Source organism: Micromonospora sp. CPCC 205739, from assembly GCF_036906795.1.
GTDB lineage: Bacteria > Actinomycetota > Actinomycetes > Mycobacteriales > Micromonosporaceae > Micromonospora.
The window spans coordinates 383392-396013 of the sequence record NZ_JBAKHS010000004.1; the positions used below are offsets into that span (position 1 = coordinate 383392).

Consider the following 12622-nt stretch of genomic DNA (forward strand, 5'->3'; position numbering starts at 1 on the left):
TGGTTCGAGACTGTCTAGGGGAGCGTTGATCCGTGTCGATTCTGGAAAAGGTCCTCCGCGCCGGCGAGGGCCGTATGGTGCGTCGGCTCAAGGCCATCGCCGCCGCCGTCAACTCGATCGAGGACGACTACGTCAACCTCACCGACGACGAGCTGCGCGGCCTGACGGAGCAGTACAGGGAGCGGCTCGCCGACGGTGAGACCCTCGACGACCTGCTGCCGGAGGCGTTCGCCACGGTCCGCGAGGCGGCCGCGCGGGTGCTCGGCCAGCGCCCGTACGACGTCCAGGTGATGGGCGGCGCGGCGCTGCACTTCGGCAACATCGCCGAGATGAAGACCGGTGAGGGCAAGACCCTGACCTCGGTCATGGCGGTCTACCTGAACGCGCTCTCCGGCAAGGGCGTGCACGTGGTCACGGTCAACGACTACCTGGCCCAGCGTGACGCCGCCTGGATGGGGCGGGTGCACGAGTTCCTCGGCCTGACCGTCGGCGTGGTCCTGCCCAACCGGCCGGCCGCCGAGCACCGCGCCGCGTACGAGTGCGACATCACCTACGGCACCAACAACGAGTTCGGCTTCGACTACCTGCGCGACAACATGGCCTGGTCGCGGGACGAGCTGGTCCAGCGCGGCCACAACTTCGCCGTGGTCGACGAGGTCGACTCGATCCTCATCGACGAGGCCCGCACGCCGCTGATCATCTCCGGCCCGGCCGAGCACTCCGCCCGCTGGTACCAGGAGTTCGCCGGCGTGGTGGCCCGGCTCCAGCCCGGCACCGACGGCGCGGGCGACTACGAGGTCGACTACGCCAAGCGCACCATCGCGGTCACCGAGCGCGGTGTCGCCAAGGTCGAGGACCGGCTCGGCATCGACAACCTCTACGAGTCGGTCAACACGCCGCTGGTCGGCTACCTCAACAACGCGATCAAGGCCAAGGAGCTCTACAAGCGCGACAAGGACTACATCGTCAGCGACGGCGAGGTCCTGATCGTCGACGAGTTCACCGGCCGCATCCTGCACGGCCGGCGCTACAACGAGGGCATGCACCAGGCGATCGAGGCCAAGGAGGGGGTGGAGATCAAGCAGGAGAACCAGACCCTGGCCACCATCACCCTCCAGAATTACTTCCGCCTCTACGAGAAGCTCTCCGGCATGACCGGTACCGCCCAGACCGAGGCGGGCGAGTTCAACAAGGTCTACAAGGTCGGCGTCGTGACCATCCCGACGCACCGGCCGATGGTCCGGGAGGACCGCCCCGACGTCATCTACAAGACCGAGCGGGCCAAGTTCAACGCGGTCATCGAGGACATCGCCGAGCGGCACGAGAAGGGCCAGCCCGTGCTGGTCGGCACCGTCTCCGTGGAGAATTCGGAGATCCTCTCCCAGCTGCTGCGCCGCCGCGGCATCCCGCACTCGGTGCTGAACGCGAAGTTCCACGCCCGCGAGGCGGAGATCGTCGCCCAGGCCGGCCGCAAGGGCGCCGTCACCGTCGCCACCAACATGGCCGGCCGTGGTACCGACATCCTGCTCGGCGGCAACCCCGAGTTCCTCGCCACCAGCGAGCTGCGCCAGCGCGGCCTCGACCCGGTGGAGAACGAGGAGGAGTACGCCAAGGCGATGGAGGAGGTCCTCCCCACCTGGAAGCAGGCGTGCGAGGCCGAGGCCGAGGAGGTCGCCGAGGCCGGCGGTCTCTACGTGCTGGGCACCGAGCGCCACGAGTCCCGCCGGATCGACAACCAGCTGCGTGGTCGCGCCGGCCGGCAGGGCGACCCGGGCGAGTCCCGGTTCTACCTGTCGCTGCAGGACGAGCTGATGAAGCGCTTCCGGGCCGGCGCGGTCGAGGCGGTGATGGAGCGCTTCAACATCCCGGAGGACGTGCCCATCGAGTCGAAGATGGTCACCCGCCAGATCAAGAGCGCGCAGGCGCAGATCGAGGGCCAGAACGCCGAGATCCGCAAGAACGTCCTCAAGTACGACGAGGTGCTCAACAAGCAGCGCCAGGTGGTCTACGCCGAGCGGCTGCGCGTGCTCAACGGCGAGGACCTCTCCGACCAGGTCCGCAACATGATCGACGACACGGTCACCGCGTACGTCACCGGTGCCACCAGCGAGGGCTACGCCGAGGACTGGGACCTGGAGCAGCTCTGGTCCAGCCTCAAGCAGCTCTACCCGGTCGGCATCACCATCGAGGAGATGGAGGAGGAGGCCGGCGGCAGTCGGGCCAGCATCGACGCCGACTTCCTGCTCGCCCGCCTCAAGGAGGACGCGCACGCCGCGTACGACCGGCGTGAGGAGCAGCTCGGCGAGGAGGCGGTACGCCAGCTGGAGCGGATGGTGCTGCTCCAGGTGATCGACCGCAAGTGGCGCGAGCACCTCTACGAGATGGACTACCTGCAGGAGGGCATCAGCCTGCGGGCGTACGCCCAGCGCGACCCGGTCATCGAGTACCAGCGCGAGGGCTTCGACATGTTCGCCACCATGATGGACGGCATCAAGGAGGAGACGGTCGGCTTCCTCTACAACCTGGAGGTGCAGGTCCAGGAGCCGGAGCCGGAGGCCGAGGAGATCCAGCTCCTGGAGAAGCCGGTCGAGATCCGCGCCAAGGGCCTCAGCCGCGCCCCGCAGCAGCAGGGCCTGCAGTACTCCGCTCCGACCGTCGACGGCGAGGCCGGCCGCGGCGCGGTCGTCGTGGAGCGGCCCGAGCAGGAGGCGCCCGCGCTCGGCGTCGGGCGTACGGAGACCCCGCCCCGCCCCGCCGCCCCGCGACGCCCGGTGGGCGCCGGTGCGAGCGGTCAGGCCGCCGCGGCCCGCGCCGCCGGCCGACAGCCCGCTGAGGGTGAGGCCGAAGCCGGCCCGTCCCGCAACGCGCCCTGCCCGTGCGGCTCCGGCCGCAAGTACAAGCGCTGCCACGGCGCGCCCAACGGCGGCGCCTGATCCTGACGCGGGGGCCCGCCCCCGCCCAGTCGGCACGACGAGAGCCGCGGTCCTTCAGGGCCGCGGCTCTCGCCGTTCCCCGACCGGTGCGGAGCGGGGTCAGAGCACCTCCAGGGCGGTGCAGAGCCAGCCGCCCCGGCGCTGCTCCAGGCGTACCGCCAGGGCCCAGCTGCGGCCGGCACCGGCGAGCACCGCGGCGGCCTCGACCGCCGCCGACCGTGGCTCACAGACCCGCAGCCGGCGCAGGTGCACGGCCGCCCGGCTGGACCGGCGGCGCAGCGGGCCGGTGCGCGCGGAGGCGCGGGCCAGCTGCTCGGTCACCTCGGCGGCCCGTCCCGGCTCGACCAGGGACCGGAGCTGGCCGGGCGGGCGGTAGCCGTTGAGGATCTCGAGGAAGGTGGCGACGAAGCGTTGGGCGGCGCGGGTGGCCTCGGGCGTGGCGGTGGCGAGCGCTTCGGGCGGCGGGCCGGAGCGGGGCCGTGACGGCCCGGGGCGGGAATCGTGCCGGCGGCCGGGCGGGCGGCCGGCGCTCTGGTGTGCCGCCCCGAAGAGGTCGAGGGCGAGCTGGCCGGCGGGGCGGGGCCAGAGGTCCGGTGACTCGTCGACGTAGGGCGGGTCGCTGACCGGGGCGGGGCGCAGCCGGACCGGGGGCCGGGAGGGCCCGGGACGGCGGGAGTCGACCATGGTGCTCACCCCTTGGATCGTTGCGTTTGCTTGCGTTTGCCTCCGACAAGCTTCGATACTCGGGCATGACAGTGCCCGCCGTCAATGGCCGACCGCATCGGGGTGGCTACTCGGTGTCGCGGTCGGCGAGGGGGTTGCCGCGTACCCACTCGGCGGTCTCGGTGTACTTGCGCTGGATGTACTCCTCCAGCCGGGCGCGCTCGACGCGCCACTGGCCGCGTCCGCCGATCTTGATCGCGGGCAGCTCTCCGCTGCGCACCATGTGGTAGACCTGCGAGTCCGACACGTTCAGCTCGGTGGCCACGTCGGAGAGCAGGAGAAACCTCGGCTCCACGGATAACCCCCGGGGTTGGCGTCGTTTGCCTCAGTTTGCCACTGCGGGCCGAGGTGGCCCAGCAGCACCCGGGCCGGTGGCGCGGTGCGGCAACTTCCCCTGCGCCGGTGCGCGGTGTATGACGGTCTCGGCGTACGGCATGATCTGCGCCCGGGACCGGCAGACCCGCCGGTCCGCGAACGATCGGGGGAAACGACGGTGAGCGACGAGCTGGTCCGGGTGTACGTCCCGGCGACCGTGCCGATGCTGGCCCGGCTGCGGGAGCAGGGGCTGTCCGCCGGCCAGGCGCACGCCGTCACCCCCGCCCTGCGCGAGTGGTACGCCGAGGGCGACGAGGAGGAGCTGGAGTACGTCGCGTTCACCCGCGCCGCCCAGGACGCCCTCCAGCTGCTCCGGGAGGACCCGGCCGCGCCCCGGCGCCGGGTGGTGGTCTCGGTGGACCTGCCCCCCTCGACGGTCGGTCGGGGCGACGGCGACCTCGGCTCCAGCACGGTCCGGCTCGACCAGCCGGTGCCGGTGACCTCGGTGGCCGCGCTGCACGTGGACGGGGCGGAGGCGGTGAACGACGTCGCCGCGGCCGTCGAGGTGGTGGCCGAGGCCGTGGCGGGCGACCCGGACGCCCAGTTCACCGTCGACGGCGCCGAGGACCACGAGCTGGAGTGGTACGACCCCTCGGAGCTGGACCTGCTGCTCCGCGCGGCCTCCTGAGGCGAGCCCGCCGGGCTCAGTCCTCGACCGGCTCCGCGTCGTCGTCGTCGCGCGGCGCCGGGCCGAGGGTGCGGCCGAAGGCGACCAGCGCGGTCAGCGCCCCCACGAACAGCACCCAGATGCCGTTGTCCACCCGCGAGGTGCCGAGGCTCGTCTGGGCGACCGCGTCCGCCTCGCTCAGCGCGCCGGCCAGGTCGAGCAGGGTCCGCCCGCCGACCCGGATGACCACCTCGGCGAGCAGCAGGAGCAGGCCCGGCCCGGCCCCGGCGACCAGGTACGCCGGCCAGCGCAGCGCGGGCGCCGCCGGGTCGCGCCGCAGCGCCCGGCGGCGGGCCCAGACCAGGTAGCCGAAGGCGAGCAGCCCTGCCAGCACGCCGGCGAGCAGCGACTCGGTGCGGGATACCCACTTGGCGGCGCTCAGCAGCGAGGCCTGGGAGCCGTCGGCACCGAACAGGTCGAACAGCGGGTCACGGGCCCGGCTGAACGCCACCACGAAGAGCAGGGTGCCCAGGGCGGCGGTGACGATCGCGCCGACCGGGGCGGCGTCGCGGGCCCCGGCCAGCGCCCCGCCGATGATGGCCGCGGCGGCGCTGGTGCCGGCGATCGTGTTGGTGGTCGCGTTGTCGGCGTACGTCAGGTTGATCGCGACGGCGGCGGCGAGCCCGACCAGCAGGCCGGTGCCGACCGCCACCACGAAGCGCAGGGTGGCCCGGTCGATGCCCCGCCGGGCCAGCAGCCCGGTCACCGCCAGGGAGACCGCGGCCCCGGCCACCAGCGCGGCCGAGATGACCCCGGGCAGGGCGAAGGCGGAGAGGCTGATCGCGGTGAGGCCGGCCGCCGCCGAGCTGATCGCCTCGCGGGTGGACCAGAGCATCGCCGCCAGCCAACCGACCGCCAGCAGGGCCAGCACGGGTGCGCCGGGAGCGCGCGCCGGGCGGGCGGCCTCGGCCGCCGGTGCGACCTCGTCGACCGGGTCGGCGGTGTCCGGCTGGTCCGGCTCCGCGGCCGTCGAACTGCCGGGCTGCTTGCTCATCGTCTCCCCTTCGACGGGCGGCCGGCCGTGGCGGCGGGCCGGGGCAGGTCACCGGTCATCCAGCGTACGCGCCCGCCCGCGCCGGCTCCGCGCGCCCGCTGGCCGGTCACCGGCCTGCTTTTCTTCGGCCGCGAGGGCCGTTCGGGTACGGATCGGCGCCCGGCGCGGACCGGGGCTTCCCGATCTTTGGTTTCCGGACGGGCGGCGTGCGATCGGCCCGAGGGGGCCGTGGGAGAATCGCCGGAGGTCCCGCCGCCGCGACGCCTCACCGCGCGGTGCCCGGTGTCCGGCCGTCCGGTCGGTGCCCGCGGGTCCGATTTCGCCACCGCCGTCGAGATCGCACAGGAGCCTGTGATGGACGCCGTGTTCTCCGTACCCGAGCCGCGCAACGAGCCGGTACGCACCTACGAGCCGGGCAGCGCCGACCGGGAGCGGCTGCAGCGGCGCCTGACCGAGCTGGCCGCCGAGCGCATCGAGCTGCCGATGACGATCGCCGGCGAGCAGCGGATGGCCGGCGGCGAGTCGATCAACGTCGTCCAGCCGCACAAGCACGCCCACGTGCTCGGTGTCACCGGCCACGCCAACCACGACGACGCCCGCGCCGCGGTCAAGGCCGCCAAGGACGCCGCGCCGATGTGGCGCGCGCTGCCGTTCGAGGAGCGGGCCGCCATCTTCCTGCGCGCCGCCGAGCTGCTCGCCGGCCCGTGGCGGGACACCCTCAACGCCGCCACCATGCTCGGCCAGTCCAAGACCGTCGTCCAGGCGGAGATCGACTCGGCCTGCGAGTTCATCGACTTCCTTCGGTTCAACGTGCACTTCGCCCGCCGGCTGCTCGAGGAGCAGCCGATGTCGTCGCCGGGGGTGTGGAACCGGTTCGACCACCGCCCGCTGGAGGGCTTCGTCTACGCGGTCACCCCGTTCAACTTCACCGCGATCGCCGGCAACCTGCCCTCGGCCCCGGCCCTGCTCGGCAACACCGTGGTCTGGAAGCCGGGCCCGACCCAGCAGTTCGCCGCGCACTTCACCATGCGGCTGTTCGAGGCGGCCGGCCTGCCCCCGGGCGTGATCAACATGGTCACCGGGCGGGGCGAGGAGGTCTCCGACGTCGTGCTCGCCGACCCGGACCTGGCCGGCATCCACTTCACCGGCTCCACCAAGGTCTTCCAGCACCTGTGGCGGACCGTCGGCGAGAACATCGCCGGCTACCGGGGCTACCCGCGCCTGGTCGGCGAGACCGGCGGCAAGGACTTCGTGGTCGCGCACAGCAGCGCCGACGTCGACGCCCTGCACACCGCCCTGATCCGGGGCGCGTACGAGTACCAGGGCCAGAAGTGCTCGGCCGCCTCGCGGGCGTACGTGCCGCGCTCGCTCTGGGAGGGCGGGCTGCGCGACCGGCTGGCCGCCACCACGGACTCGCTGACCTACGGCGACGTCACCGACTTCAGCAACTTCGGCGGCGCGGTGATCGACGACAAGGCGTTCAGCCGGCACACCGCCGCCCTGGAGCTGATCTCCGACGACGACACCTGCCGGATCCTCGCCGGCGGCACCGCCGACGACTCGGTCGGCTACTTCGTCCGGCCCACCCTCTTCGAGTGCAGCGACGCCGCGCACGAGACATTCACCACCGAGTACTTCGGCCCGATCCTCGGCGTGCACGTCTTCGACGACGCCCGCTTCGACGACGTGGTCACCCAGGCCGAGTCGATCGCGCCGTACGCGCTGACCGGTTCGATCTTCGCCAACGACCGGCGGGTGGTCGAGGCGGTCGCCGAGCGGATGCGGTACGCGGCCGGCAACTTCTACATCAACGACAAGCCGACCGGCGCGGTGGTCGGGCAACAGCCGTTCGGTGGCGCCCGGGCCAGCGGCACCAACGACAAGGCGGGCTCCTGGCTCAACCTGGTCCGCTGGCTGTCGCCGCGCACGCTCAAGGAGACGTTCGTCCCGCCGACCGACCACACCTACCCGCACATGCTCTGACGCGGTTCACCGGCCGCCGGCGACGCCCAGCGTCACCGGCGGCCGCTCCGTGTCCGCCCGCTTCTGAGCGCCACTTTCCGGGAAAGCGTGACCATTCGGCGCGTCATGGCCGCGCTCTCCGCCGAAAGTGCAGGTGGGGGCCGGGTGGGGGAGTGGGGGTGGCCGTCCGGGGGTGGGGAGGACGCCGTATGGGCGGTAGGCATCGATAGTCCTGGCAGCACTGTCGTCCGCCGACAGTGCACATTGGAAATCCTCCTGGGTGGCAAATCCGGAAATCCTGGACGCTGCGACGGCAAAGTGGCAGCTTAGAGGGCATGGCGGAATCCGGAGTCAACCCCACCGCGGCGGCCCTGCTGGGGCTGCTGCACGAGGGCCCGATGACAGGCGGCCAACTGATGGCCGCCGCCGAGCGCCGACTGGCGCCGTACTGGTCGATGACCCGCAGTCAGGTCTACCGCGAGTTGCCGGTGCTGGCCGAGCGGGGTTTCGTGCGGCTCGGCAAGCCCGGGCCGCGGATGAGCCAGCCGTACGCGATCACCGCCAGCGGGAAACGGACATTCTCCCGCTGGTTGGCGGAGAACCCGGGCCGGGACACCATCCGCAACCCGATCGCCCTGCGGATCGCCTTCGGCAACCTGCACTCGGCCAGCCAGCTCAAGAACCTCTACGCCTCGGCCAACGAGTACCACACCGAGGCCCTGGCGCACGTGCGCGAGCAGGTGAAGAACGCCAAGAAGGAGGGCGAGAACTACGACGCGAGCGCGTTGGAGTTCGCCGTGGCCTACCACAAGGCGGCGCTCTCCTGGCTGAAGACCGCCCCGGTCGGCTGATCATCTGCCCGGGTCGGCGGTGTGACGTGAGCGGACCGCCGCACGCACAGTACGCTTGTCTGTCGTGACCGCTGCCGATTACGCCGAACAGCTCAAGGAACTCGACGCCACCCTACGCAACATCGAGGCCGTGCTCGACCTCGACCGCCTGCACGAGGAGAAGGCCCGGCTCGAGGAGCAGGCGTCCGCGCCCGACCTGTGGGACGACCAGGCCAAGGCACAGCAGGTGACCTCGCAGCTCTCGTACGTCAACGGCGAGATCAGCAAGCTCGGCAGCCTCCGCTCCCGGCTCGACGACGCCGGTGTCCTGCTCGAGCTGGCCGAGGCCGAGTCCGACCCGGGGGTGCTCTCCGAGGTCGAGACGGAGATCGGCGGGCTGCGCAAGGCCATCCAGGAGATGGAGGTCCGCACCCTGCTCTCCGGCGAGTACGACTCCCGGGAGGCGCTGGTCGCCATCCGGGCCGGCGCCGGCGGGGTGGACGCGGCCGACTTCGCCGAGATGCTGCTGCGAATGTACCTGCGCTGGGCCGAGCGGCACGGCTACCCGACCGAGGTCTACGAGACCTCGTACGCGGAAGAGGCCGGCCTGAAGTCCGCCACCTTCACCGTCAAGGTCCCGTACGCCTACGGCACCCTCAGCGTCGAGTCGGGCACCCACCGGCTGGTCCGGATCAGCCCCTTCGACAACCAGGGCCGCCGGCAGACCAGCTTCGCCGGGGTCGAGGTGCTGCCGGTGGTGGAACAGACCGACAGCATCGAGATCCCCGAGAACGAGATGCGGATCGACGTCTACCGCTCCTCCGGGCCGGGTGGGCAGAGCGTCAACACCACCGACTCGGCGGTGCGGATCACCCACATCCCCACCGGCATCGTGGTGACCTGCCAGAACGAGAAGTCCCAGCTGCAGAACAAGGCCTCCGCGCTGCGGGTGCTCCAGGCCCGGCTGCTGGAGCGCAAGCGGCAGGAGGAGCAGGCCAAGCTCCAGGGCCTCAAGACGGACGCTGCCGGTTCGTGGGGCGACCAGATGCGCTCCTACGTCCTGCACCCCTATCAGATGGTGAAGGATCTCCGAACCGAGCAGGAGACTGGCAATCCGTCCTCGGTCTTCGACGGCGATCTGGACAGCTTCATCGAGGCCGGCATCCGCTGGCGCAAGCAGCAGCAGCTCGCCAACGACGCTGCGTGATCAAGCGTGGGCGGAGCGCGTCATCGATCTCCTGGTAGGAGGGACGATCGATGACGCGTTTCGCAGAGGTGGGGCGTAGGACTTGGCTCAGCGGTTACACCGCGTAGACTCACCACCCGTGATTCAGCTTGAGCAAGTGACGAAGACGTACCCGAAGGCGTCCCGGCCTTCGCTCGACAACGTGTCCGTCTCGATCGAGAAGGGCGAGTTCGTCTTCTTCATCGGTCCATCCGGCTCCGGCAAGTCCACCATCATCAAGATGCTGCTGCACGAGGTCAGCCCCAACAAGGGTCGGGTCGTCGTGAACGGCAAGGACGTCACCACGATGCGTTCCTGGAAGCGACCCCACTTCCGGCGCTCGATCGGTTGCGTCTTCCAGGACTTCCGGCTGCTGCCGAACCGCACCGCCTACGAGAACGTGGCGTTCGCTCTCGAGGTGATCGGCAAGACCAAGGCGGTCGCCCGCCGGGTCGTGCCGGAGGTGCTGGAGCTGGTCGGGCTCGGTGGTAAGGAGCACCGCTACCCGCACGAGCTCTCCGGTGGTGAGCAGCAGCGCGTGGCCGTCGCCCGGGCGTTCGTGAACCGTCCGCTGATCCTGCTGGCGGACGAGCCGACGGGAAACCTGGACCCGGACACCTCGATCGAGATCATGCGCCTGCTGGACCGGATCAACCGCACCGGCACGACCGTCGTGATGGTCACGCACGACTCCAACATCGTGAACCAGATGCGCCGCCGCGTCGTCGAGATCGAGAGCGGCCGCATCGTGCGCGACCAGGCCCGCGGCGTCTACGGGTGAGCCGGCGCTCCACCCCTGCCGTACACCCTGACGACGAACACCTCATGCCGGAGAGCCGGAGGAACACCCGATGCGGATGAAATACGTCCTGTCCGAGGTACTGGTCGGACTGTGGCGCAACGTCACCATGACCATCGCCATGATCATCACCATGGCGGTGTCGCTGTTCATGCTGGGCGGGGCCGGTCTGCTGTACCAGAAGGTCGGCGACATGAAGGACCTGTACTACGAGAACGTCCAGGTCTCGATCTTCCTCGCCACCGACGTCAGCGAGCAGCAGCGCACCGACCTGGACGCCAAGCTCAAGAGCGACCCCCTGGTCAAGGAGGTCATCTACGTCAACAAGGACGAGGCGTACAAGCGGTTCCAGGAGATGTACCAGGACGCCCCGGACCTGGTGAACGCCGTCAAGGCGGACCAGTTGCCCGAGTCGTTCCGGCTCACGCTGGTCAACCCGGAGCAGTACAAGAGCATCTACGACCAGTACAAGGACACCGAGGGGGTCGACGAGATCGTCGACCAGAGCCGGCTGCTCGACAAGGTCTTCGGCGTCCTCACCGGCATCCAGACCTTCGCGCTGGTGATCGCGGTGTTCATGGCCGCCGCCGCGCTGCTCCTGGTGGCGAACACCATCCAGGTCGCCGCGTACAGCAAGCGGCGTGAGGTCGCGGTCATGAAGCTCGTCGGTGCCTCGAACTGGTTCATCCAGGCGCCGTTCGTGCTGGAGGCCGTGGTCGCCGGCCTGATCGGATCGGTCCTCGCGCTGGTGTTCATGGCGCTCGGGAAGTACTTCGGCGGCAGCGGCTCGCTCTCCGCCCTGGAGGGCCTGATCACGCCGGTCTCGTGGGGCGACATCTTCCTGATGTTCCCGATCATGGCGGGCGTCGGCGCCCTGTTCAGCGCCGTCACCGGCTGGATCACGCTCCGCTTCTACCTGCGGGTCTAGTCGCCCGGCGGCTCCCGGTCAGGGCCCTTCCGCGCTGGAATAAACGGCGCGGGAGGGCCCTTGTCTCTCGGGTAGCATGATCTCCGCCCCGCGGCCGGTCGTACCGGTCGTGGATCAGAAGGAAAGGGGGTGGCGCCGATGCCACGGGAAAAGGGCCGCAAGGTGGTCGCCTCCAACAAGAAGGCGCGCCACGACTACGCCATCCTCGACACGTACGAGGCGGGCATGGCGTTGACCGGCACCGAGGTCAAGTCGCTGCGGGCGGGTCGGGCCTCCCTGGTCGACGCGTTCGCCCAGGAGCGCAACGGCGAGCTCTACCTGCACGGCATGCACATCCCGGAGTACACCCAGGGCACGTGGACCAACCACGAGCCGCGGCGTACCCGCAAGCTGCTGCTCAAGCGGCTGGAGATCGACCGGCTGATCGGCAAGACCCGCGAGGGCGGCCTGACCATGGTGCCGTTGCAGGTCTACTTCTCCGACGGCTGGGCCAAGGTGGAGATCGCCCTGGCCAAGGGTAAGAAGACGTACGACAAGCGGCAGGACCTCGCCAAGCGGGACGCCGACCGGGAGATCGCCCGGGTGGCCGGTCGGCGCGGCAAGGGCATGGACGACTGATTTGTCGTCTCTGTCCGGGTCGATGATCCGGCCCGGGCCTCGGGATGAATCCGGTTGCGGCAGGCGTTATTCTTGACGGAGCCGCCACCAGGGCGGCCGACCGAGGGGGTGACTGGTTTCGACTTCGTACGTTGCGGCAGGGGAAGCGAGCCGAGGAAGCCGACGTCGTCTCGAGAATCGTTCGTCGGAAACCAATAAGCGCCAAGAACAATCGCGCTGACTTCGCTCTCGCCGCCTGAGGCGAGTAGTGAGTCTGTCGGCCTGGGAACGCCTTCGTCCCAGTCAGCCGGCATCAGCTAGGAGGCTGGCCAATCGGACCCGGTCGCGGGGTCCGTGCGGCGAGATCAATCAGCGACTGGGCCCGTCACACCAACTTGCTCGCGTGAGCGGTGGGGCCGAGTAGAGGCATAGCGAGCTGCGCTCGGAGAAGCCCTGACAAACCGGCGAAGGACCCGGGTTCGATTCCCGGCACCTCCACCACCTCGATGTGCGCCCCGGTCCACCTGGACCGGGGCGCACAGTCGTCTCTCCGGCGTCTGCTGGGGCCATCGGGACGCACGGGGCGAAA

11 protein-coding genes and 1 other RNA gene are annotated in these 12622 nt (G+C 70.5%); 9 read left to right on the forward strand and 3 right to left on the reverse strand.

Features of this window, described 5'->3' with window-relative positions; genetic code table 11:
• Positions 1 to 32: 32 nt before the first annotated feature.
• A complete protein-coding gene (gene secA, locus V6U88_RS09990) occupies positions 33 to 2933 on the forward strand; it encodes a preprotein translocase subunit SecA (RefSeq protein WP_334451799.1) in 2901 nt (966 codons plus the stop codon).
• 99 nt (positions 2934 to 3032) lie between these two features.
• Here the strand turns inward: secA and V6U88_RS09995 are convergent, their stop codons facing one another.
• On the reverse strand, positions 3033 to 3617 hold the full coding sequence (locus V6U88_RS09995; RefSeq protein ID WP_334451930.1) for an Rv3235 family protein: 585 nt from the start codon (positions 3615 to 3617) through the stop codon (positions 3033 to 3035).
• 106 nt (positions 3618 to 3723) lie between these two features.
• Complete coding sequence (locus tag V6U88_RS10000) at positions 3724 to 3951, reverse strand: helix-turn-helix domain-containing protein (protein ID WP_334451801.1); 228 nt, start codon at positions 3949 to 3951, stop codon at positions 3724 to 3726.
• 198 nt (positions 3952 to 4149) lie between these two features.
• On the opposite strand from V6U88_RS10000, the gene V6U88_RS10005 reads away from it, so the two are divergent.
• A complete protein-coding gene (locus V6U88_RS10005) occupies positions 4150 to 4659 on the forward strand; it encodes a DUF6912 family protein (protein ID WP_334451803.1) in 510 nt (169 codons plus the stop codon).
• A gap of 16 nt (positions 4660 to 4675) precedes the next feature.
• Here the strand turns inward: V6U88_RS10005 and V6U88_RS10010 are convergent, their stop codons facing one another.
• Positions 4676 to 5692: a hypothetical protein gene (locus V6U88_RS10010; protein WP_334451804.1), complete on the reverse strand. Its 1017-nt coding sequence runs from the start codon at positions 5690 to 5692 to the stop codon at positions 4676 to 4678.
• 354 nt (positions 5693 to 6046) lie between these two features.
• Between V6U88_RS10010 and pruA the strand changes: the two genes are divergently transcribed.
• From pruA to ssrA, 7 genes are all read left to right on the forward strand, one after another.
• The gene (pruA, locus tag V6U88_RS10015; RefSeq protein ID WP_334451806.1) at positions 6047 to 7675 is read left to right on the forward strand and encodes an L-glutamate gamma-semialdehyde dehydrogenase; all 1629 of its coding nucleotides are present in this window, start codon (positions 6047 to 6049) and stop codon (positions 7673 to 7675) included.
• Positions 7676 to 7989: 314 nt separating this feature from the next.
• Complete coding sequence (locus V6U88_RS10020; RefSeq protein ID WP_334451808.1) at positions 7990 to 8505, forward strand: PadR family transcriptional regulator; 516 nt, start codon at positions 7990 to 7992, stop codon at positions 8503 to 8505.
• Positions 8506 to 8569: 64 nt separating this feature from the next.
• Positions 8570 to 9691 (forward strand): peptide chain release factor 2, encoded by a 1122-nt coding sequence (gene prfB, locus V6U88_RS10025; protein WP_334451810.1) that lies wholly within the window; start codon positions 8570 to 8572, stop codon positions 9689 to 9691.
• A gap of 118 nt (positions 9692 to 9809) precedes the next feature.
• Positions 9810 to 10490: a cell division ATP-binding protein FtsE gene (ftsE, locus tag V6U88_RS10030; protein WP_088969966.1), complete on the forward strand. Its 681-nt coding sequence runs from the start codon at positions 9810 to 9812 to the stop codon at positions 10488 to 10490.
• 70 nt (positions 10491 to 10560) lie between these two features.
• Entirely contained in the window at positions 10561 to 11436 is an 876-nt protein-coding gene (gene ftsX / locus V6U88_RS10035) for a permease-like cell division protein FtsX (protein ID WP_334451813.1), read from the forward strand.
• A 138-nt stretch (positions 11437 to 11574) separates the two neighbouring features.
• Entirely contained in the window at positions 11575 to 12054 is a 480-nt protein-coding gene (gene smpB / locus V6U88_RS10040) for an SsrA-binding protein SmpB (protein WP_334451815.1), read from the forward strand.
• A 104-nt stretch (positions 12055 to 12158) separates the two neighbouring features.
• Positions 12159 to 12534, forward strand: a transfer-messenger RNA (tmRNA) gene (ssrA, locus tag V6U88_RS10045).
• Positions 12535 to 12622: the final 88 nt, after the last annotated feature.

Bases quoted from the DNA above. Each gene is read 5' to 3' on its own strand.
- V6U88_RS10010 (WP_334451804.1), bottom strand. From the start codon at position 5,692: ATGAGCAAGCAGCCCGGCAGTTCGACGGCCGCGGAGCCGGACCAGCCG.
- pruA (WP_334451806.1), top strand. From the start codon at position 6,047: ATGGACGCCGTGTTCTCCGTACCCGAGCCGCGCAACGAGCCGGTACGC.
- V6U88_RS09995 (WP_334451930.1), bottom strand. From the start codon at position 3,617: ATGGTCGACTCCCGCCGTCCCGGGCCCTCCCGGCCCCCGGTCCGGCTG.
- smpB (WP_334451815.1), top strand. From the start codon at position 11,575: ATGCCACGGGAAAAGGGCCGCAAGGTGGTCGCCTCCAACAAGAAGGCG.
- V6U88_RS10020 (WP_334451808.1), top strand. From the start codon at position 7,990: ATGGCGGAATCCGGAGTCAACCCCACCGCGGCGGCCCTGCTGGGGCTG.
- ftsX (WP_334451813.1), top strand. From the start codon at position 10,561: ATGCGGATGAAATACGTCCTGTCCGAGGTACTGGTCGGACTGTGGCGC.